This window comes from Variovorax sp. VaC1 (assembly GCF_043658315.1).
GTDB lineage: Bacteria > Pseudomonadota > Gammaproteobacteria > Burkholderiales > Burkholderiaceae_C > Variovorax.
The window spans coordinates 273,858-296,035 of record NZ_JBIGLT010000002.1; the positions used below are offsets into that span (position 1 = coordinate 273,858).

The window sequence follows — 22,178 nt, forward strand, 5'->3', positions numbered from 1 at the left end:
AGTGGCTCGTCATTCGCCGCAGGTATCTCCACGCCCATGATCGAATTCAGGCAACTGCGCCAGTTCGTGGTGCTCGCCGAAGAGCTGAACTTCGGCCGTGCCGCCATCCGGCTCCACATGTCGCAGCCACCGCTGAGCGTGGCCATGCGCAACCTCGAGACGCAGGTCGGTGCGATGCTGTTCGACCGCAGCCGGCACCACGTGCGCCTGACGCCCGCCGGCCAGGTCTTCCACAAGGATGCGCAGCGCCTGCTGCAGCAGGCCCAGGCGGCCACCGAGCGTGCACGCCGCGCGGCACAGGGGCTCGAAGGCTCGCTGCGCCTGTCCTTCGTGCCGAGTGCCGCGCTCGATGTGCTGCCCGCGATCTTCAAGCGCTTCCAGCACGACTACCCGACCGTGCAACTGCGGCTGACCGCCGAGACCACCGCGCGCCAGCTCGAAGACCTGCGCAAGGGCGAGGTCGAGCTCGCGCTGGTGGTGGGCCCGGTGTACGAGGCGCGCGACCTGACGCTGGTCGACCTGCAGGCGCAGAAGTTCGTGATCGCGGTGCCGCGCAGCCATCCGCTGGCGAGCCGGCGCTCGGTGAAGATCAAGGCGCTGGCGGCGGAATCGTTCATCTCGTTCCCGGCCTCGGAAGGCGCGGGCTTCGTCGCCGCGCTGCTGGGTGCGTGCCAGTCGGCCGGCTTCCTGCCCAAGGTCGTGCAGGAGGCGGCGCAGATGCAGTCGATCCTGACGCTCGTGGCCGGTGGGCTCGGTATCGCGCTGGTGCCGGCGTCGATGCGCATGCTGACGATGGCCGACGTCGTCTTCCTCGAAATCGTGGACACGCGCCCTCCTCCCACCTACCAGCTGGTGTTCGCCCACGGCAGCCACAACGACAACCCGGTGGTGCAGTCCTTTCTTTCGGTGGCGCGCAAGACGGTGGAAGTCGCGAAGCGGTAGTCTGCGCAAGCCATGCCCGAACGCCGCGGTGATTCATGTGGTGTATGAGCCGCCGCCGGTGAACGTATTGGACAGACTGGCGCCGGCGTTCGCACCATGTGGCTTCCCACATGGAGCTCCCCGATGAAATCCTTTCGCCAGTTGCTTGCCGTTCTGCTGCTCGCTTCCAGCACCGCCGTGCCGGCGCTGGCGGGGGACTATCCCGAGCGCCCCATCACGATCGTCGTGCCCTACCCCGCCGGCGGGTCGGCCGACATCCTGGCGCGCACGGTCGGCCAGAAACTGTCGGTGCAGATCGGGCAGCCGGTGATCGTCGAGAACAGGGCCGGTGCGGGCACCGCCATCGGCGCGCGCTTCGTCGCGGAAGCCAGGCCCGATGGCTACACGCTGCTGCTCGGAACGGTGAGCTCCCAGGCCATCAACCCCGCCATGTCGAAGACGGGCTACGACCCGCTGAAAGATTTCGTGCCGGTGAGCGCGCTGGCCTCCATCCCCTTCGTGCTGGTGGCGAACCCGGGCGTGGGCTACGCCAACGTGGGCGACCTGATCGCGGCTGCGAAGCAGAACCCCGGGTCGATCAGCTACGCGTCCGCGGGGCCCGGCACGTCGAACCACCTGGCCGGCGAGATGCTCGCGTCGGCCGCGAAGATCAAGCTGCTGCACGTGCCTTACAAGGGGAGCGCGCCCGCGCTGGCCGACGTGCTCGCGGGCCATGTCCCGCTGATGTTCGACCTGCAGACCACTTCGCTGCCGAACATCGCCTCGCACAAGCTCAAGGCGCTGGCGGTGACGGGCAGCCAGCGCAGCTCCCTGCTCCCGGGCGTGCCGACCGTCGCCGAAAGCGGCCTGCCCGGTTTCGAGGTGAGCGCGTGGTTCGGTGTGTTCGCGCCTGCCAAGGTGCCGGCCCCGGTCTTGAAGAAGCTCTCGGCGGCCATGGCGCGTGTCCTCGAAGACCCGGTGCTGGCGCAACGGCTGCGCGACATCGGCGCCGAACCCGATGCGCGCAGTGCCGCGCAGTTCTCGGCCTACGTGGCCGAAGAGGCGGGCAAGTACGCCTCGGTGGTGAAGACGGCGGGATTGGCGCCCTGACCTTGGAAGCGAGGCGGCGGCACGGGTGCGTCGGGGCCGCGATGGCCGAGGTGCGCGCTTCGCTGAACTGCTGATTCTTCGGGGACGGCCGCGAGACGCGGCACCCGATGGATGCGTTTGTCAGCCCCCTGTTGGGCGGCATGGCTGGACTCGATAGAACGCGCATCACCACACCCACGCCCAGACCGGCAAAGAACCCCTTGACGGTTCACAACCGAGCCGCGCTTTGCGATCTGGTGTTCTTCTCGGATTTAATTAAATCGTATCACTATTCATTAATAACCATCAATTAATAGAGAAAACCTCCAAGCCAAACGCCGCACCAAATTGATGCGGCGTTTTTTCTTCGTCATTTTTCTGTCACTTAGTGCGAATCTATAACTAAAACAAAAAGTCATATTGATCAATGACTTAGTATGTGGTAATAAAACAATTCTTTGGTATCTTTGTATTAGTTTAAAACATAAATAAATAATAAAAAACATAAGTAATTTTGGAAAACGATTCCAAAAAACGACATAGCCCGTTGCATCCATCCATTCGAATTAACATTTGTTTGCAATCATTAATTAAAAAATGAATGCACCAGAATGGTTCAAAAACCATTCGATGAACTTCTTAATTGGATGGATGGACTCATGAACACAAGCTATCGCTCGCTTTGGAATGAATCCCTTGGCGCCTGGGTTGCGGCGTCGGAAAACACGCGCGCCCGCGGCAAACGCGGCGGAAGCTGCGTGGCTGCATCACGCCCCACCAGCCGCATGCGCACGGGCCTCGTGAGTGCGCTGTTGGCCGTTGGAGGGATCGGGTGGTCCGCGCTGGCGCAGGCGCAGTCGGTGGATTGCTCAGGACTGCCCTTCAACGCGTACAACGGCACCGCTTCATGCATGGGCTTCCAATCCAAGGCCTCAGGGATTGGGGCTACGGCGCTTGGCTCTCTCGCGCAGGCCCAAGTGCTCGGCGGGCTCGCAGTGGGATACAACTCCCTCAGCTCTGCGCAGAACTCCATCTCCCTGGGTTTTCAGGCCTACACCACGGGCGCCAACTCCATCTACCTGGGTGCCCGCACCGGCCCCACCACGGGCGCGCTGGCGGACGGCGCCATCGGCATCGGCACCGACGTGACTGCGAGCGGCACCAACACCGTGGCCGTGGGCACGCAGGCCATCGCCAGCGGAGAAAGCGCCACTTCCTTGGGTTTCGGCGCGAACGCGGCTGCATTGCGCACCGTTGCCCTTGGCTTTCAGGCCACAGCCACCGTGCTGGACGCCGTCGCGCAAGGTACCCGCGCCCAGGCTACCGCGCAGAACGCCATCGCCGTCGGCTTCCAGTCGGTCGCGTCCCAACTCAACTCCATCTATCTCGGCTCGCGCACCGTCCCGGGAACCGGCGCCACGGCCATTGGTGCCATCGGCATCGGCACCGACGTGACGGCCTCGCAGAACAACGCCACCGCCATCGGCTTCCAGAGCCAGGCGACCGGGGGAAGCGCCGTGGCGCTCGGCCCGACCGCCGTGGCCTCGGGCGCCGCGGCGATGGCCCTGGGGTCCGGCACGGTTGCGCGCGACATCAACGCGGTCGCGCTCGGCGCCGCCGCCCAGGCCAACGCAGCCGGCGCCAGCGCCCTGGGTACCTTCGCCAATGCTTCGGGAGCGAATTCCACGGCCGTCGGTGTCAGTTCGACAGCCAGCAACACACGCGCTTTTGCAGGCGGCTGGGGCAGCACGGCAACAGGCACCGATTCCGCTGCCATCGGCACACGGGCCAACGCGGCGGGCACCAGTTCGGCGGCGCTTGGCAACCTTGCCAATGCCTCGGCCGATTTCTCGCTGGCCTTGGGCAACCAGGCCGTCTCGAGCGGCATCGGCTCGGTCGCGACGGGGTCGGGCGCCAACGCCGCGGCCGACGGCACCGTGGCGATGGGCAACAACGCCACGGCGACCCTCGCACGCGCAACCGCACTGGGATTCGGCACCCTGGCAGCCGGCCAGAACGCCACCGCGGTGGGCGCGCTCGCCAATGCGTCGGGCACGCAGGCTGTCGCCATCGGCAACAGCGCCAAGGCCTCCGCGCTCAACGCCATCGCGATGGGCAACAACACCGTCGCCGACACCACGGATGCCGTGGCGATCGGCAACGGCTCCACGGCCACCGGCGGCAAGGCCGTGGCCATCGGCTCGGGCAACGTTGCCAACGGCAATGGCGCCGTGGCCATCGGCGATCCGAACACCGCCACCGGCAACGGCGCCGTCGCGAACGGCCTGGACAACACCGCCACCGGCAACGGCTCGGTGGCAGTGGGCAACACCAACATGGTGGGCGGCGGCGGCCAGGCGGTCGGTACGGCCGGCACACCGGCACAGGGCGCGGTGGGCATCGGCTACCAGAACACCGTGGTCGGACAAGGCAGCGTCGCCATCGGCAGCACCAGCAAGGCGCTGGCCGCGGGCGCGGTCGCGTTCGGCGACACGGCGGTGGCGAACAACGCGCGCGATGTGGCACTGGGCTCGGGCTCGGTGACGGCGACAGCCGTGCCGACCCCCAGCGCGACGATCAACGGCACGACCTACAACTTCCAGGGCATCACGCCGACGAGCACCGTGAGCGTCGGCTCGGTGGGTGCCGAGCGCACGATCACCAACGTGGCGGCGGGCCGGATCTCCGGCACCTCGACCGATGCCATCAACGGCTCGCAGCTGTTCGGCACCAACCAGGCCATCGAGAACCTCAGCACCACCGTCACGGCCAACAAGACGAAGTACTACAGCGTCAACTCGAAGGGCGGCGGCAACGAAGACAACCTGGGCGCGACGGGCACCGACGCCATCGCATCGGGCAAGAACGCCACGGCGGCCGGCAATTCGGCGGTGGCGATCGGCCTGGGCGCGACGGCGGCCGATGCCAACAGCGTGGCCCTGGGCGCGAACTCCGCAACGGCAGCGGCCGTGGGAACCCCCAGCACGACGATCAACGGCACGACCTACAACTTCCAGGGCATCACGCCAACAGGCACGGTGAGCGTCGGCTCGGTGGGCGCCGAACGCACGATCACCAATGTGGCGGCGGGCCGGATCTCCGGCACCTCGACCGATGCCATCAACGGCTCGCAGCTGTTCGGCACCAACCAGGCCATCGAGAACCTGAGCACCACCGTCACCGCCAACAAGACCCGGTACTACAGCGTCAACTCCACCGGCGGCGGCAACGAGAACAACCTGGGCGCGACAGGCACCGACGCCATCGCATCGGGCAAGAACGCGACGGCGGCCGGCAATTCGGCAGTAGCCATCGGCCTGGGCGCCACGGCGGGCGACGCCAACAGCGTGGCTCTGGGTGCGAACTCCGCAACCGCAGCGGCCGTGGGAACCCCCAGCACGACGATCAACGGCACGACCTACAACTTCCAGGGCACCTCGCCGATCGGCACCATCAGCGTCGGCACGGTCGGTGGCGAACGCACGATCACCAACGTCGCGGCGGGCAGGATCTCCGGCTCGTCGACCGATGCGATCAACGGCTCGCAGCTGTTCGCCACCAACCAGTCGATCGAGAACCTGAGCACCACGGTCACTGCCAACAAGATCAGGTACTACAGCGTCAACTCCACCGGCGGCGGCAACGAAAACAACCTGGGCGCGACAGGCGCCGATGCCATCGCGTCGGGCAAGGACGCCAGCGCGACCGTCAACGGCGGGGTCGCCCTCGGCTCAGGCGCCGTCTCCGACCGCGCGATTGCCACCGGCATCGGCAACATTCCCGCGGGCAGTTCGCTGATCCCCTTCAACACGACCGACCGTGGGCTGTTGGGTGCCCTCTCTGTCGGCAGTGCCACCACGTACCGCCAGATCACCAACGTAGCCGACGGCACGCAACAGCAGGACGCGGTCACGGTGCGCCAGCTCAGCGGCGCACTGCAGTCGTTCGCCGTCACGCCGATCAAGTACTTCCACGCCAACTCCACGGCGGCCGACTCGCTGGCCATCGGCGCGGAGTCGGTGGCGGTTGGTCCGCAGACCGTGGTCAACGGCAACAACGGCGTGGGCATCGGCAATGGCGCCGTGGTGCAGCAGAGCGCGCCGGGCGGCATTGCGATCGGGCAGGCCGCGAACTCGCAGTTGGCCGACTCCATCGCGCTGGGCACCAAGTCGTCGGCCGCGGCCGTGCAAGGCGTGGCACTGGGCGCAGGCAGCAGCGTGACGCAGGCCGGCGGCGTGGCGCTGGGCGCGGGCTCCGTGGCCTCGACGGGCGCGGGTGTCGCGGGCTACGTGCCGCCCACCGCCACCGACGCGCAACGCATTGCCATCGGCGCGACGACCAGCACGCTGGCGGCCGTGTCGGTGGGCAATGCCGCCAACGGCCAGTTCCGGCAGATCACCGGCGTGGCGGCGGGCACGGCCGACAGCGACGCGGTCAACGTCTCGCAGTTGAGAGGGGTACAGGGCACGGTGGCCGTGATCGATCAGTCGACCGTCAAGTACGACACCAACGTGGACGGCTCGGTCAACTACAACAGCGTGACCATGGGTGGCAGCAATGCCACCGGGCCAGTCACGGTGCACAACGTGGCACCGGGCGTGGCGGGCACCGACGCCGTCAACGTCAACCAGCTCACGGCCGTCAACAGCAACCTGAACAACCGCATCGACGCGGTCAACAGCCGCATCGACGGTGTCGAGAAGAACGCCTACGCCGGCGTTGCCGCGGCCATGGCGCTGCAGATGCCCGCGAGCTACGTGCCGGGCAAGACGGCCATGCGCATCGGTGTGGGTTCGTTCAAGGGACAGGGCGCGGTGGGCATCAGCTTCCGTCGCACCTCCGAAAACAACGCCTGGAGCATCACCGGCGGCGTGGCCACCAGCCGTGCGGGGGTGGGCGCCACCGTCGGCGCGGAATGGGTCTTCAACTGATCGCGATACAGATGAACCGGACGAACTCCATCATGAACAAGCCTCTTCTTCTCCAAGCCCAGCGCCCTTTCACTGCCTTCGCGGTTCGTGCCACGCCGCTCGCCACGCTCTGCCTTGTGGCGCTGCTGGCCGGTGGCTGCGCCAGCCCGAGCTACACCATCACGCCCGAGATGCAGGCCCGCGCCGCGTCGGAAAACCCGGCACCGCCGAAGGACGACGACTTCCCCGCGCCGGGCTCCGCCAAATGGCAGCAGGGCGCGTTCCCGAGCCTCGAGGCCTTGCGCGCCATGCGCACCGGCATGGGCAAGGACCAGGTGCGCGGGCTGCTGGGCTTTCCGCATTTCAGCGAAGGGCTCGCTGGCGTGCGCGAGTGGAACTACATCTTTCACTTCCGCACGGGTGCCGGCCCCGACTACATCACCTGCCAGTACATGGTTCGCTTCAACGCAGACGTGCTGACCCACGGCATGTACTGGAAGGGCGCGGGCTGCGCGGACCTGCTCAAGCCGCCGCCCGCGGCGATGCAGCCCGTCGCGACCGTGCGGCCGACGGTCGTAGCGCCTGCGAAGACGACGCTCGGCGCCGACGGCCTGTTCCGCTTCGACGGCCGCTCGCTCGACGACCTGCTGCCGGAAGGACGGCGCAAGCTCGACGCACTGGCACGCGACATCCGAAGCGACAGCGGATCGGCCGGTGCGATCAGGGTGACGGGCCACACGGACCGGCTCGGCAGCAAGCCCTACAACCAGGCGCTCTCGCTGGCGCGCGCCAACACCGTTCGCGACTACCTGGTGCAAGCCGGCGTGCCGGCGCAGCGCATGCAGGTGCAAGGCAGGGGCGAATCCGAGCCGAAGGTGCATTGCGCACAGGCCCGGCGAGCCGAACTCATCGACTGCCTCGCGCCGAACCGCCGCGTGGACATCGAGGTGCTCTCGGGGCAATAAGGCGCTGCCGCAGCGCTGGCAGTGCCGGCGTTGCGGACGCGACAGACACGAGGTCAGGCAATGGCGGCCGCGGTATCCGCAAAGTCGATCAGCACCTTCATCGCCTGCTTCCGGTCGCTCGCCAGTTCGAAGGCCTCGCGCGCCTTCAGCATCGGGAAGGTGTGCGTCACCACCGGCGACAGATCGACCCGCCCTTCGTTGATGAGCCGCACGGCGAGCGCGAACTCCGCATGGAAGCGGAACGAGCCGCAGATGCTCAGCTCCTTCGACACCACCATGTTCTGCGGAATGCTCACATCGCCGCCCAGGCCGAGCTGCACGACCACGCCGCGCGGGCGCATCACCTCCAGCCCGTCGCGCAATGCACGCTCGTTGCCGGAGCATTCGAGCATCACGTCGAAGGTGCCCTTGTCGGCCGAATGGCGCGCGACCCAGCCCTTGTCCTGCGCGGCGTTGATCGTCCGGTCGGCGCCCATGGCGCGTGCAATGGCTAGCGGCTCATCGACCACGTCGGTGGCGGTGATCTCCGCCGCGCCGTGCGCGCGCGCCGCCGCGATCGCCAGCACGCCGATGGGCCCGCAGCCCGACACCAGCACGCGCTTGCCCAGCAGCGGCCCGGCACGCGATACGCCGTGCAGACCGACCGAGAACGGCTCGGCCAGCGCCGCCAGCCGCAGCGGCACGTGGTCGGCCACCTTCACGCATTGCGTGGCCTCGCACAGCAGCATGTTGCGAAAGGCGCCCTGCACGTGCGGCATGCGCATGGCGCTGCCGTAGAAGCGCATGTCCAAACACTGGTTGGGCAGGCCTTCGAGGCAGAACTTGCAGGCGCCGCAAGGCCGGCTGGGGTTGACCGCCACCTTGTCTCCGATGCGCACGCTCTCGACGCCCGGCGCCACCGCGACCACGGTGCCGGCGACTTCATGGCCCAGCACCATCGGCTCCTTGATGCGCACGGTACCGAAGCCGCCGTTGTGAAAGTAGTGCAGGTCGGAGCCGCAGATGCCGCCCATGCCGACCTTCACCAGCACCTGGCCGGGGCCGATCTCGCCGGCGTCCTGTTCGTCCAGGCGCAGGTCGTCGGGCGCGTGGATCACGAGGCACATGCAACGCAAACGCATGGTGTGTCTTTCTCTTTTTTCCGGCGATCAGGCCACGGGGGTGATGAGAGGCTGGCCCGCGAAGTGGGCCGCCAGGTTGCGGCGCACCAGCTCGCCCATGGCACGGCGCGTCTGCTCGGTGCCGCTGCCATGGTGCGGGGTCAGCACCACGTTGTCGAGCGCCGCAAAGCGCGCGTCGATGTGTGGCTCGTTGAGGAACACGTCGAGCGCCGCGCCGGCGATGCTGCGCGATTCCAGCGCCTGCAGCAGCGCGCCTTCGTCGATCGTGCTGCCGCGCGACACGTTCACGAGCCAGCCCTTGGGGCCGAGCGCCTGCAGCACTTGCGCATCGACGATGCCGCGCGTGGCATCGCCGCCGGGCAACACGACGATGAGCACGTCGCACCAGTCGGCCAGCGCGACCAGGCTGCCGAAGTGGCGATGCGGGCTGTCGGGCTTCGGCGTGCGGCTGAAGTAACCCACCTCCGCATCGAACCCCGAGAACCGCCGCGCGATGGTGCCGCCGATGCGGCCGAAGCCGGCGATGCCGATGCGCTGGCCGAAGACGCGCGTCGTGAGCGGCATGCCGCCGTGGGCCCATGCACCGCTGCGCACGAATGCATCGCCCGCCGGAATGCGCCGCTGCAGCGCGAGCGTGAGCCCGACGGCGAGGTCGGCGACGTCGCCATTGAGCACGTCGGGCGTGTTGCTCACGCGAATGCCGCGTGCGCGGCAGGCGGCCAGGTCGATGCCGTCCGTGCCCACGCCGTAGCAGGCGATCAGCTCCAGCTTGGGCAAGGCTGCGATGAGTTCGGCATCGGCCCCCAGATCGCCGCGTGTGGCGATGGCGCGGATGCCCGGCCCGTGCGCGGCAATGAAGGCCTGCCGGTCCGGCGCCTCCCAGAGGCGATGCAGCGTGTAGGCCGCCTGCATCGGTGCCATGTCCCATTCCGGATAAGCGCCGGGCATCAGCACGTGCGGGGATGTGGCGGTAGCGGTCAAGCGTTTCTCCTGCTGGCGGTGTTTTGGATTGGGATGGATACCGGTAACTTTAAGTGGGCCGACCCAAGGCTGGCAACGCAGGTTTCACTGGTTGACGCTCTCGAAAGATACCGGTAACGTATTCTCGCTGTCATGCACCGGGCACGCCGCGCGCGCCTTCCCCAGGAGTCCTTCTTGAAACTGTTCGATCTTTCCGGGCGCACCGCCCTCGTCACCGGCTCCAGCAAGGGCATCGGCTTCGCGCTGGCGCAGGCGCTCGGCGCGGCCGGCGCGCGCGTGGTGCTCAATGCCCGCGATGCCGCCTCGCTCGCTGCGGCCCGCGATGCATTGCGCGCCCAGGGTGTCGCGGCCGAGGCCATGGCCTTCGACGTCACCGACGCCGCCGCGGTCGAGGCCGGCGTGGCCGCCATCGAAGCCGACATCGGCGCCATCGACATCCTCGTCAACAACGCCGGCATGCAGCACCGGGGCTCGTTCGCGGAGTTCCCCATCGATGCCTGGCACAAGATCACCACCACCAACATCGACAGCGTGTTCCTCGTGGGCCGCTTCGTGGCGCAACGCATGATCGAGCGCAAGCGCGGCAAGATCATCAACGTGTGCTCGGTGCAAAGCGAGCTGGGCCGCCCCGGCATCGCGCCCTACGCCGCCACCAAGGGCGCGGTGAAGATGCTCACCAAGGGCATGGCCATCGACCTGGGCAAATACGGCATCCAGGTCAACGGCCTCGGGCCGGGCTACTTCAAGACCGAACTGACACAGGCGCTGGTGGCCGACGAGGCCTTCACCTCGTGGCTCTCGGGCCGCACGCCGGCCGGCCGCTGGGGCGATGTGGAAGAGCTGGGCGGCGCGGCCATCTTCCTGGCCTCGGACGCATCGAGCTTCGTCAACGGCCACATCCTGTACGTGGACGGCGGCATCACCGCGAGCCTGTAGCGCCTACAGCACGTCCTTCAGCTTGGCCCGCAGCCGGCTGATCGCCTGGCTGTGCAACTGGCACACGCGCGACTGGCTCACTTCGAGCACCGCGCCGATCTCGCGCAGGTTCAGCTCTTCCTCGTAGTAGAGCTTCAGCAGCAGCTGGTCGCGGTCGGGCAGCGCCCCGATGGCGTCCACGAGCTGATGGCGAAAACCGCTCTCCAGCAGTTGCTCCAGCGGGTCGTCGCTGCTGCGGCGGTCCTTGCGCGTGTCCTGCGCATGCGTGTCGAGGAAGGGGTTGTCGGGCTCACCCTTGGCGAAGTCTTCGACATACAGGAGCTGGCAGCCCTGGATCTCCTGCAGCATCGACTGGTAGGCCTCCAGGTCGATCTTCAGTTCCTTGGCAATCTCGCCTTCGGTGGGCGAGCGACCGAGCCGGTGGCCCAGCGCCTGTATCGCTTTCTCGATGCCGCGCGCCGACTGGCGCAGGCCGCGCGAGCCCCAGTCGTTGGCGCGCAGTTCGTCGAGCATGGCGCCGCGGATACGCTGGCTGACGAAGGTCTCGAACTGGGCGCCGCGGTTGTCCTGGTAGCGGCTCGATGCGTCCAACAGGCCCAGCATGCCGGCCTGGATCAGGTCGTCCAGCTCCACGCTGGCGGGCAGCTTGGCCATCATCTGCAGCGCGATGCGGCGCACCAGCGGCTGGTGCTGCGCCAGCAGGTGGGATTTCTCGATGGTTCCCTGTGCGGTGTACACGGCCGTCCTTTTCCGGTTTCGTCCAGATGCGGCGGGGTCAGGCAGCGACCGCGTGCGACGGCTGCAGCGGTTGCTGCAGTTGCGGTGACGACGAAGACGGTGCGCGCACGCCCACCTCGCGCCATGGCCAGCGCCCCATGTCGTCGGCGACGCGGCGGAAATCGACGGCGGCCGCGCTGGCAGGAAAGGCCTCGACGGCGGTCTGCCGCAGCCGCCACGCATCGGCCAGCCGCGGATCGGACCTCACCAAGCCGGCCGGCTGCAGCGACAGCGCGAGATAACGGCTGCCCGCGTTGGCCAGGTTGCTCATGACCTTCTGCGCTGCATCGACATCGGTCACGCCATTGACCAGAAAGCGCATCTGCTGGAGCCCATGCGCGTAATGCAGGCGCTTGATGCCGGCATAGGCCGAGGTGATGCACGCGGGATGCGGCTGCAACACCAGCAGCAGTTCGTCGGCGCCTTGCGCGAGCGCCGACAACCGGCCTTCGCCATCGAAGGCCGCATCGACGATGACCACGCCGCTGGGCCACATCGAACGCGGATCGGTCGCGTCGTGCGCCACGCCGGGTGGCGCGGGCAGCACGTGCACGCCCGAACCGGCGCGCGCGGCCGCCCTTTCGATGCCCAGGCGTGCGCCGGCCAGGTTGCCCAACGGATCGATGGCCCAGCCGTCGCAGGCCGATCGCTCTTTCGGGCAATGCTCGTCCAGCAGCAGCACGTTCTTGCCCTGCTGCACCAGCGCCGCGCCCAGGTTCATGGCGGTCGTGGTCGCGCCCGCACCGGGGCCCATGCCCGCCACGGCGACGACACGCGTCGGCGTCTGCGCGAGCAGGCGCCGCAGCCCGTCTGCCTGATCCGTGACCCGCTTGCTCATGCGATGCCCCTCAACCCATCTGCACCAGTGCGCGCGGCGCCTGCGTGGGCGCGGTCGACTCGGTGCCCAGTGCTTCGAGCAGCAGGAAGAACTTGCCGACACCCGCGTACAGCGCGCTGCCGGTCATCGGCCGGCCGGCACGCACGGCGCGCCCCGTCAACTGGCCCAGCAGCATGCGGGTGCGCTCGGCCCAGTCGCCTTCGGCCTGCAGCAAGCGCCACACGGTGGTGCTCATCTGGCCGGCAATCAACAGCCGCTTCATCATGTTCGGGTCGCCCAGCTCGCCCATGCCGCCGACCAGTTGCACGCCGTCGCGCATCAGGCGCAGGCAGGGCTCGGCGTCGTTGGCCCAGCCTTGCCATTGCGCGAGCTGCTGCGGGCCGACCTCGGCACCGACGTTGGACAGCGCATAGCCCTGCGACAGCACCTTGCGGCTGCGCGCATCGATCACCTTCGTCGCCACGCAGCGCAGCGTGGGCAGCGCCTCGCGGTCGATGCCTGCGGCCATGGCGGCGGCACCGGGGCGCGGCACCACGTCGGCATGCGCTTCGCACTGCAGCGCGGGCTTGCCGCGGAAGCGCACGGGGCGCGCTTCGCCGAACTCAAAGCCGATGCGTGCCAGCGTGCAGGCCGCGCCGGTGCGCGCGTCGATCACTGCCGTCGAGCCCGGCGCGCGCGCCAGCCAGTGCTGGCCCGAGGCCTGCCACTGCATCACCACGTCGAGGCCGGGCAGCTTGCCCAGCACATGCACGAGCGCCTTGCCGAAGTCCTGCTGGCGCAGCCACTGCACCTGCCGCATGCCGGGCCTGCGCGAAGCATCGGCCGCACCGCGCGCGGCGGTAGACAGCCACTGGTTCGGCGCCGCCAGCGGCAGGCCGCTGCGGTCCGACAGCAGCAGGCTGCCATGGCATTCATAAGCGTCGCCGCTTTCGCTGGAGCGCAGGCCGACCTGCCCGCACAGCGCGAGCACATGGGTCTCGCAGCCGGCGGCGACTTCGCTGCGCGCATGTTCCGACAGATCCTGCAGCACCGCCTTTTGGCCGACCGCATCGTCGCCCGCCTGGCGCCAGAGCCCGCGTGCGCGCTCGAAGCCGATCTGCGCACCGGCCAGCGCACTCGCGGCGGTGGCCAGCTCCTGCGCGTCGTGCGCCATCGCGCGGATCAGGTTCTGGTACTTCAGGCGCAGCCGGTCGGCCTCGCCCTGTGCCTGCACCACCTGCGCCGACGGGCCCGCACCCGCGGGCTCGTCGTTCAGATCGGTCTCGGCAGGCACGAACAACGGGCTGTGCTGGCGCGGCTGGAACACGCTGTCCACCAGTTGCGCGCGGTCGGCCTTCATCAGGTTCTCGGGCACTTTCTGGCCGCTGGAGATGTAGTGCACCGGCAGGCGATGGCGGATCACGGTGTCGATCAACGCACCGGGGTGCGTGGCCTCATCGACCTTGGTGAAGATGCAGCCCGTCAGGTCGTTGCCGTTGCGATAGGCGTGCACCACTTCGTTGAGCGTGTCGCCGTGGCTGGTCGCGTTGAGCAGCAGCAGCCGCTTGACCGGCCGGTGGCTGTTGCCGAGCATGGCGATCTGCTCCGACACGGCGCGGTCGCGCTGGCTCATGCCGACGGTGTCGATCAGCACCATGTGCTTGTCGCGCAGGTCCTGCAGCACCAGGTGCAGGTCGGCCGCGTCCTTCACGGCGTACACCGGCACGTTGAGAATTTCGCCGTAGATGCGCAGCTGCTCGTAGGCGCCGATCCGGTAGCTGTCGGTGGTCACCAGCGCGAGCTTGTCGGCGCCGAAGCGCATCACGCAGCGCGCGGCCAGCTTGGCCGTGGTGGTGGTCTTGCCCACGCCCGTGGGGCCCATCAGCGCGTACACGCCGCCTTGCGCGAACAGCGCGTCTTCGTCTTCATGCACCGGCACCGCGCGGATGAGTTCGGAGCGCACGAAGGCCATGCCTTCGGCGTAGCTCCGGCCGGTGGGCAGCTTCTCGAGCATGGCCTTCGACAGGCGCGCGCTGAAGCCTGCACCGAGCAAGGTGCGCAGCAGACGGCCGCGCACCGGGTCGCGGCGCTGCTTGTCGCTCCAGACCACGCTGGCAAGCTGTTCCTCGATCATTCCGCGCATCGAATGGAGTTCGCTGAGCACCGCTGCTTCCGCCGGTGCAGCCGCAGACGCGATCGCGGCGAGCGGCATCGGTGCCGGCGCGGCAACCGGTGCCACCGGCACGACGGGCTCCACCTGGATCGCGGGCGCGGCGTTCTCCAGCGCCTCCTGCACATCGCCCTCGGCCATGGCGACGATCTCGACGCCCTCGGCCGTGGCACGGTGGGTGAGCACGATGGCTTCGGCGCCGAGCGTCTCGCGCACCAGTCGCAGGGCTTCTCGGCCGGTGGCCGCGACGAATTTGCGTGCGGTGGTGCGCACGTCGCGTGTTTCAGCTTGGGAATTCAAACGCGTCCTCCAATGGCGGCGGTGATCTTGATGGTCCGGGAGTCAGGGATCTCGGCATGCGAGAGCACCTTGAGCTGCGGCAGGCTGCGCCGCAGGAAACGGGACAACAGCACGCGCAGCGAGTGCTGCACGACCAGCACGGGCGCCAGGCCCATCTGCTCCTGCCGCACGATGGCGGCCTGCGCCTGCTGCAGCAGGTTGTCGGCAATGCCGGGCTCGATGCCGCTGCTGTTGGTCAGCGCCTGCTGCAGCACGCCGTCGAGCGAGCCGTCCAGGCCGATCACCTGCATCTCGATGTCGCCCGGGAACAGCTGCTGCGTGATGGCGCGACCCAAGGCCAGGCGCGTGAGCGTGGTCAGCTCGGTCGGGTCCTTGATGGTCGGCGCGTGCTCGGCCATCACGTCGAGGATGGTGCGCATGTCGCGGATCGGCACCTCTTCGTCGAGCAGGTTCTGCAGCACCTTGTGCAGCGTGCTGAGCGACAGCACCTTGGGCACCAGGTCTTCGGTGAGCTTGGGTGCGGTCTTGCCGATCTGGTCGAGCAGCTGCTGCACTTCCTGGCGGCCCAGCAGCTCGGCGGCGTGGGTCTGGATCAGGTGGTTCAGGTGCGTGGCCATCACGGTGCAGGCATCGACCACCGTGTAGCCGTACACCTGCGCTTGCTGCCGCTGGCTGGCGTCGATCCACGTCGCGGCAAGGCCGAAGGCCGGGTCGCGCGTGGGCGTGCCGGGCAAGGTGCCGGTGACCTGCCCCGGGTTGATCGCCATCCACTGGTTGGGGAAGGCCTCGCCCCGGCCGATCTCCACGTCCTTCAGGCTGATGATGTACGTGTTGGGCTTGATCTCCAGGTTGTCGCGGATGTGCACCACGGGCACCAGGAAGCCGATCTCCTGCGCGATCTTCTTGCGGATGCTCTTGATGCGGCCCAGCAGTTCGCCCTGCTGCGACTGGTCCACCAGCGGGATCAGGCGGTAGCCGACCTGCATGCCGAGCGGGTCGACCATGGCCACGTCGTCCCACGTGGCCTCGGCCATCTCCGCCGTGGGCGCAAGGTTCGCGGCCTCGGCTGCAGCGGCCTGTTGTGCGGCGGCTTCGCGCGGCTTGCGCAGCAGCAGGCGCCGGCCCATCCACGCCAACCCGCCCGCGATCAGCAGGAAGGCCAGGTTCGGCATGCCCGGGATCATGCCCAGCAGGCCGACGATGCCGGCCGTGAGAAACAGCACCTGCGGGTTCGAGAAGAGCTGGCCCGTGAGTTGGCTGCCCACGTCTTCGTCGGTGGTCACGCGCGAGACGATCACGCCGGCGGCGGTCGAGATCACCAGCGCCGGAATCTGCGCCACCAGGCCGTCGCCGATGGCCAGCAGCGTGTACGTGCGGCCGGCGGTCGAGAAGTCGAGGCCGTGCTGGACCATGCCCACTACCAGCCCGCCGATGATATTGATCACCATGATGAGCAGGCCCGCGATGGCGTCGCCGCGCACGAACTTGCTGGCACCGTCCATGGAGCCGTAGAAGTCGGCCTCTTGCGCGACTTCGGTGCGGCGCTTGCGGGCCACGTCCTCGCCGATCAGGCCGGCGTTCAGGTCGGCGTCGATGGCCATCTGCTTGCCGGGCATCGCGTCGAGCATGAAGCGCGCCCCCACCTCGGCGATGCGCCCCGCGCCCTTGGTGATCACCATGAAGTTGATGAGCACGAGGATGATGAACACCATCACGCCCACCGCGAAGTTGCCGCCCACCAGGAAGTGGCCGAAGGCCTCGATCACCTTGCCCGCCGCATCGGGCCCGGTGTGGCCGTGCATCAGCACCACGCGCGTGGAAGCCACGTTCAGCGACAGGCGCAGCAGCGTCGAGAACAGCAGCACCGCCGGGAAGGCCGCGAAGTCCAGCGCCTTCATCGTGTACATGCTCACCAGCAGCACCATCACCGACATGGCGATGTTGAAGGTGAACAGCAGGTCCAGCAGGAATGGCGGCAGCGGCAGCACCATCATGCTCAGGATCATGATGATGAGGATCGGCCCCGCGAGCCCCTTGAACTGCGATCCGGAGAACATCCGCGTCGGCAGGCGCAGCAGTTGAGTCATCGCGTTCATTCAATAGCCTTCATGCGCCGCGCTGCGGAGCAAACTGTCTTGGGGCGGCCCGGCACTGCGTTCATGCGGCATCCACGGCGTACTGGAGTTCTGCGGGCACCGGCAGATCGGTCGGCGTGCGCGGCGCGTCGCCGCCCTCGCTCTTCCAGCGCTTGAGCTGGTAGACCCAGGCCAGCACCTCGGCCACGGCCGTGTAGAGGCCCGCCGGAATTTCATCGCCCAGCTTCGTGTGCTTGTAGAGCGCGCGCGTGAGCGACGGCGCTTCCAGAATGGCGACCTTGTTTTCTTTCGCCAGCTCGCGGATGCGCGCGGCAACAAGCTCGGTGCCCTTGGCCACCACGCGCGGCGCGCGCATGTCGCTGTCCAGGTAGCTGAGTGCCACCGCGAAGTGCGTCGGGTTGGTGAGCACGATGTCGGCCTTGGGCACCTGGGACATCATCCGGCGCCGTGCCATCTGTTGCTGCTGCCGGCGGATCTGCGCCTTGATGTGCGGATCGCCTTCGCTTTCCTTGTGCTCCTGGCGCACGTCTTCGCGCGACATGCGCAGCTTCCGGTAGTAGCTCCACAGCTGAAACGGCACGTCGATGAGCGCGACCAGCAGCAGCGTGGCCGCGATCAACGCGCAGTGCTTGGCCACCAGCACGATCGCGTGCGGCAGCGCGTAGTGCGCGGGCTGCGCCATCAACGCCATCACGGCCTCGATGTCGTCCACGATGACCCACCACGCCACGCCGCCAATGAGCGCCGACTTGGCCAGCGCCTTGAACAGCTCGGCCAGCGACTGCGCGGAAAACATGCGGCCGATGCCGGCCAGCGGATTGAGCTTGCCGAAGTTCGGCGCGACCGCCTTGGTCGAGAACATCCAGCCGCCCAGCATCAGGGGCGCGGCCACCGCCGCCACCACCATCATCGCGAACAGCGGGCCGATGGCCATGAGCGCCTGGAACGCCATGAGCCCGCTCTGGGCCAGCATGTGCGAAGGGTCGAAGGCGCTGGCGCGGTCGAAGTGCAGGCCGCGGCGCAGCGCGCCGTTCATGCTCGCGCTGAGCGACTCCGCCGCGAACCACAGCCCGGCGCTGGCGATGCCCAGCATGACGAAGGTGGTGAGCTCGCGCGAACGGGCCACGTTGCCTTCCTCGCGCGCCTTCTCCAGGCGCCGCTCGGAGGCGGGTTCCGTTTTCTCGAGATCGCTTTCCTCAGCCATTCATGCTCCGAACCAGCACTGGCGAAGTACGCCTTGCTCAAGACCAAATTATTGAATCCGGTCGTTCGGAACAATCCGTCGATCAGGGCCGGTATCGCCCTGCAATTCGGACAATCAACAGGGCCGCGCAGGCCTAGAAACCCAGGCTCTCCAGCAGGTCGTCGACCTGCGCCTGGTCGGTCACGGCGTCGGGGTTGCCGGGCTTGATCTGCGGGCCGTTCTGCAGGCTGTGCACGGCCTCCTGGCGCTTCTCGGGTGGCGAGTTGTCGATCAGCACCTGCAGCAGTTGCGTCTCGACGTCGTTGACCACTTCCATCATCTTCTTGATGACCTGGCCGGTCAGGTCCTGGAAGTCTTGCGCCATCAAAATTTCCATCAGCTGCGAGTTGATGGCGCTCGCGCGCTGCGGCACTTCGTTGAGGTAGCCGCGCGTGTCCAGCACCAGCTCGCGCGCGTGGTCGAGCTCGATGGGGTTCTCGAACCATTCGTCCCAGCGCTGGCTCAGCCCCTTGGCATCGGTCGCCAGGGCTTCCTGCAGCGGCTGCGCCACGTCGATGGCATTGAGCGCGCGGTGCGCGGCGCGCTCGGTGGTGGCAGCCACGTAGCTCAGGCGGTCGCGTGCGTCCGGAATGGCTTGCGCGGCCTTGGCCACCTGCTTGTCGAGGCCCAGCTCGCGCAGGCCTTCGCGCAACTGGCGCGTGAGCTGGCCGATGCGGCCCAGCAGTTGTTCGGCGGTGTCTGTCGGGTCCGCGCTCCCCGCTGCATCGTGGCTCATGTCAGCTGGCTTCCTTGGCGAGCTTCTCGAAGATCTTGGTGATCTTCTCTTCGAGCGTGGCGGCGGTGAAGGGCTTCACCACGTAGCCGTTGGCGCCGGCCTGCGCGGCCGCGACGATGTTCTCTTTCTTGGCTTCGGCCGTGACCATCAGCACCGGCAGCTTCTTGAGCTCCGGGTCGGCGCGGATGGTCTGCAGCATGGTCAGGCCGTCCATGTTCGGCATGTTCCAGTCGGACACCACGAAGCCGAAGTTGCCGCCGCGCAGCTTCTCGATGCCCGCGGCGCCGTCCTCGGCCTCGTCGACGTTGAGGAACTCCAGCTCCTTCAACAGGTTGCGCACGATGCGGCGCATGGTCGGGAAGTCGTCCACAACCAGGATTTTGATGCTCTTGTCGATCACGATATTTCCAACTCCAACAGGTCGTTTTTCAAACTCGGTTCGTGCGTTCGCCGAACGTACGAAGGTGCGCCAGAACCCGGCGACTGACTTCACTCAACGGGGACACGTCGTCCACCGCGCCCAGCGCGATGGCCTCGCGCGGCATGCCGAACACCACGCAGCTGGCCTCGTCCTGCGCCAGCGTGTGGGCACCGGCGCGCTTCATGCGCAGCAGGCCCTCGGCACCGTCCTTGCCCATGCCGGTCAGGATGATCCCGATGGCGTTCTTGCCGGCATGCTTGGCGGCCGAATCGAAGAGCACGTCGATCGAGGGCCGGTGCCGGTTGACGGGCGGCTCCTGGTCCAGGTGCGCCACGTAGTTGGCGCCGCTGCGGTCCAGCGACAGGTGAAAGCCGCCGGGCGCGATGTAGGCATGGCCGGGCAGCACGCGCTCGCCGTGCACGGCCTCTTTCACGTTGATGCGGCACAGGCCGTCCAGCCGCTGCGCGAAGGAGCGCGTGAAGCCCGCGGGCATGTGCTGCGCAATCAGCACCGCGGGCGAGTCGGGCGGCAGCGGCTGCAGCACTTCGCGGATGGCCTCGGTGCCGCCGGTCGATGCGCCGATGATGATGAGCTTCTCGGTACTCAGCAGCGGGCTGCGCAGCAATGACTCCTGCGGCACGTCGGCGCTGGCGCGGGCCGTTGCGGCATGGCGGCTGGGCAGCAGGCGCGCGCTGGCGGCCGTGCGGATCTTGCCGGCGATCAGCTCGGTGTAGTTGAGCAGGCCGTCGCGCACGCCCAGGCGCGGCTTGGTCACGAAGTCGATGGCGCCCAGCTCGAGCGCGCGCAGCGCGATCTCCGAGCCGCGCTCGGTCAGCGAAGACACCATGACCACGGGCATCGGCCGCAGGCGCATCAGCTTCTCGAGAAACTCCAGCCCGTCCATGCGCGGCATTTCGACGTCCAGCGTCAGCACGTCGGGGTTCGTGACCTTGATGAGGTCGCGCGCCACCAGCGGATCGGCGGCGGTGCCGACCACGGTCATGTCGGCCTGGCTGTTGATGATCTCGGTCATCACGCTGCGGATCAGTGCCGAATCGTCGACACACAGCACCTTGATTTTTTTGACGCTCACCGGCTTCCTTTGTTTCCTGCCGCCGGCACCGTGCGGGCCGTGGCGGCATTGCCTGTTGTTGTTCTTTCCATGTCGCCTGGCACGCGCTGGCCCGACAGCCTGCGCAGCAGCTCGCCTTCTTCGCGCTGGATCAGCTGCACCTCGGTCTGCGCGCGCAGCTTGCGCACGATGGCCTTGCCGGTGGCCGGCAGGAAGCACACGCGGCGCGCATGCGGGCCGCGCAGGTCTTGCGCGGCCACCTCGATGCGCTCGGCGTTCAGGTAGCGCAGCACGAAGTCGGCATTGCGGTCGCCGATGTTCAGCGTGGTCATGTTGGCCAGCACCGCGCCGCCGCCGAACACCTTGGCGCGCAGCCGGTCGCGCCGCGCGCCCGCGCGCACCAGCTCGCGGATCAGCACGTCCATGGCGTAGGTGCCGTAGCGCATCGACTCGGCCGGGTCGCGCGTGCCGGGCTCGCTGTCGTCGGGCAGCATGAAGTGGTTCATGCCGGCCACGCCGGCGTCGGCATCGTGCAGGCAGGCGGCCACGCACGAGCCGAGCACGGTGCTCAGCACGGTGTCGTTCGCGGTCACGTAGTACTCCGACGGCAAAAGCTTGACGGCCATGAGGCCGACGTCGCGGTCGAAGTAGTGGTGGCTGGCCACCGAGCCGGGTGCCGCTGCGCTCATGGCACACCCGGGGCGCGCGTGCGCGAGAGCTCGTACACCGTCTGGCCGAGCGACCTGAAGGCCTGGTTGACCAGCGAGGCGTTCTCGGAGTGCCCCGCGAACAGCAGGCCGTTCGGCTTGAGCAGCGGCGCAAAGCGGTCGAGCACCTTCTTTTGCGTCGGCTTGTCGAAATAGATCATCACGTTGCGGCAGAAGATCGCGTCGACGGGCTCCTTCACCGGCCACGAGGTGTCGAGCAGGTTGAGCCGCGAGAACTTGACGAGCGCGGCCACCTCGGGCCGCACGCGCACCTTGCCGGCGTTGGCGCCCGTGCCCTTGTTGAAGAAGCGCCGCAGCCGCTCGGGCGACAGGCGTGCCACCTGCTCGGTGGTGAACACGCCGGTCGAGGCCTTGGCCAGCACGGCGGTGTCGATGTCTGTGGCGATCACGCGGGCCGAACCCGCGCGCTCGCCGAGCGCTTCCATCAACGTGATGGCGATCGAATAGGGCTCCTCCCCCGTCGAGGCGGCCGCGCACCACACGGTGACCGGCTGCGGCATCTTGCGCACGTGCGCGGCCAACGCCGGAAAGTGATGCGCCTCGCGAAAGAACGAGGTCAGGTTGGTGGTGAGCGAGTTGATGAACAACTGCCACTCTGCCCCATCGTGGCTGGCTTCGAGCAGGTCCAGATAGGTGGAGAACTCCGGGAGCTGAAGCTCGCGCAGGCGACGCGAGAGCCGGCTGTACACCATCTGCCGCTTCTGCTCGCCCAGGGCGATGCCGGCGCGGCGATGGATGAGGGTCCGGATTCTGGAGAAGTCGTTGTCGGTAAAAAGGAACTCGGTAGTCACAGCCAGCCTGGAAGCATGACTTTCAATGTACATAGCGGGCGCCGTTTCCAATGGGCCGATCAGACGCGCAAAAGCCCTGCACTTCCGGTGCCACCGGGCGGCCC

General features: G+C 67.8%; 17 protein-coding genes. 5 read left to right on the plus strand and 12 right to left on the minus strand.

The features are described 5' to 3' along the window. The first annotated feature begins 36 nt into the window (after window positions 1-36). From ACGLHS_RS08255 to ACGLHS_RS08270, 4 genes are all read left to right on the plus strand, one after another. On the plus strand, window positions 37-942 hold the full coding sequence (locus tag ACGLHS_RS08255; protein WP_394478655.1) for a LysR family transcriptional regulator: 906 nt from the start codon (window positions 37-39) through the stop codon (window positions 940-942). A 123-nt stretch (window positions 943-1,065) separates the two neighbouring features. Further along, window positions 1,066-2,031, plus strand: coding sequence for a tripartite tricarboxylate transporter substrate binding protein (locus ACGLHS_RS08260; RefSeq protein WP_394478658.1), 966 nt, complete (start codon window positions 1,066-1,068; stop codon window positions 2,029-2,031). Window positions 2,032-2,669: 638 nt separating this feature from the next. Then, the gene (locus ACGLHS_RS08265; RefSeq protein ID WP_394478660.1) at window positions 2,670-6,941 is read left to right on the plus strand and encodes an ESPR-type extended signal peptide-containing protein; all 4,272 of its coding nucleotides are present in this window, start codon (window positions 2,670-2,672) and stop codon (window positions 6,939-6,941) included. Between the two features lie 32 nt (window positions 6,942-6,973). After that, a complete protein-coding gene (locus tag ACGLHS_RS08270; protein ID WP_394478663.1) occupies window positions 6,974-7,885 on the plus strand; it encodes an OmpA family protein in 912 nt (303 codons plus the stop codon). 53 nt (window positions 7,886-7,938) lie between these two features. Here the strand turns inward: ACGLHS_RS08270 and ACGLHS_RS08275 are convergent, their stop codons facing one another. Together ACGLHS_RS08275 and ACGLHS_RS08280 are read right to left on the minus strand one after the other, a co-directional pair. After that, on the minus strand, window positions 7,939-9,006 hold the full coding sequence (locus ACGLHS_RS08275) for an L-idonate 5-dehydrogenase (protein WP_394478665.1): 1,068 nt from the start codon (window positions 9,004-9,006) through the stop codon (window positions 7,939-7,941). A 27-nt stretch (window positions 9,007-9,033) separates the two neighbouring features. After that, window positions 9,034-9,987 (minus strand): 2-hydroxyacid dehydrogenase, encoded by a 954-nt coding sequence (locus tag ACGLHS_RS08280; RefSeq protein ID WP_394478667.1) that lies wholly within the window; start codon window positions 9,985-9,987, stop codon window positions 9,034-9,036. A 174-nt stretch (window positions 9,988-10,161) separates the two neighbouring features. Between ACGLHS_RS08280 and ACGLHS_RS08285 the strand changes: the two genes are divergently transcribed. Beyond that, window positions 10,162-10,923, plus strand: a complete 762-nt coding sequence (locus ACGLHS_RS08285) for an SDR family oxidoreductase (protein ID WP_394478669.1) — start codon at window positions 10,162-10,164, stop codon at window positions 10,921-10,923. A gap of 3 nt (window positions 10,924-10,926) precedes the next feature. Here the strand turns inward: ACGLHS_RS08285 and ACGLHS_RS08290 are convergent, their stop codons facing one another. The 10 genes from ACGLHS_RS08290 to ACGLHS_RS08335 form a co-directional block, all read right to left on the minus strand. Continuing rightward, complete coding sequence (locus ACGLHS_RS08290) at window positions 10,927-11,661, minus strand: RNA polymerase sigma factor FliA (protein WP_093238311.1); 735 nt, start codon at window positions 11,659-11,661, stop codon at window positions 10,927-10,929. A 37-nt stretch (window positions 11,662-11,698) separates the two neighbouring features. Then, window positions 11,699-12,538 (minus strand): flagellar biosynthesis protein FlhG, encoded by an 840-nt coding sequence (locus tag ACGLHS_RS08295; RefSeq protein ID WP_394478672.1) that lies wholly within the window; start codon window positions 12,536-12,538, stop codon window positions 11,699-11,701. A gap of 10 nt (window positions 12,539-12,548) precedes the next feature. After that, on the minus strand, window positions 12,549-14,987 hold the full coding sequence (flhF, locus tag ACGLHS_RS08300; protein ID WP_394478674.1) for a flagellar biosynthesis protein FlhF: 2,439 nt from the start codon (window positions 14,985-14,987) through the stop codon (window positions 12,549-12,551). Continuing rightward, window positions 14,984-17,083, minus strand: coding sequence for a flagellar biosynthesis protein FlhA (gene flhA, locus ACGLHS_RS08305; protein WP_093238309.1), 2,100 nt, complete (start codon window positions 17,081-17,083; stop codon window positions 14,984-14,986). Before flhA ends, flhF begins: the two co-directional genes overlap by 4 nt. 61 nt (window positions 17,084-17,144) lie before the next feature. Beyond that, entirely contained in the window at window positions 17,145-18,287 is a 1,143-nt protein-coding gene (gene flhB / locus ACGLHS_RS08310; protein ID WP_394478677.1) for a flagellar biosynthesis protein FlhB, read from the minus strand. 133 nt (window positions 18,288-18,420) lie between these two features. Next, window positions 18,421-19,062: a protein phosphatase CheZ gene (gene cheZ / locus ACGLHS_RS08315; protein WP_394478679.1), complete on the minus strand. Its 642-nt coding sequence runs from the start codon at window positions 19,060-19,062 to the stop codon at window positions 18,421-18,423. A gap of 1 nt (window position 19,063) precedes the next feature. Then, window positions 19,064-19,459: a chemotaxis response regulator CheY gene (gene cheY, locus ACGLHS_RS08320; protein ID WP_176801079.1), complete on the minus strand. Its 396-nt coding sequence runs from the start codon at window positions 19,457-19,459 to the stop codon at window positions 19,064-19,066. Between the two features lie 31 nt (window positions 19,460-19,490). After that, window positions 19,491-20,576, minus strand: a complete 1,086-nt coding sequence (locus tag ACGLHS_RS08325; RefSeq protein WP_394478682.1) for a chemotaxis response regulator protein-glutamate methylesterase — start codon at window positions 20,574-20,576, stop codon at window positions 19,491-19,493. Then, complete coding sequence (cheD, locus tag ACGLHS_RS08330; protein WP_394478684.1) at window positions 20,573-21,244, minus strand: chemoreceptor glutamine deamidase CheD; 672 nt, start codon at window positions 21,242-21,244, stop codon at window positions 20,573-20,575. The genes ACGLHS_RS08325 and cheD overlap by 4 nt, the downstream gene beginning before the upstream one ends. Beyond that, the gene (locus tag ACGLHS_RS08335) at window positions 21,241-22,107 is read right to left on the minus strand and encodes a CheR family methyltransferase (protein ID WP_394478686.1); all 867 of its coding nucleotides are present in this window, start codon (window positions 22,105-22,107) and stop codon (window positions 21,241-21,243) included. The genes cheD and ACGLHS_RS08335 overlap by 4 nt, the downstream gene beginning before the upstream one ends. Window positions 22,108-22,178 lie beyond the last annotated feature (71 nt).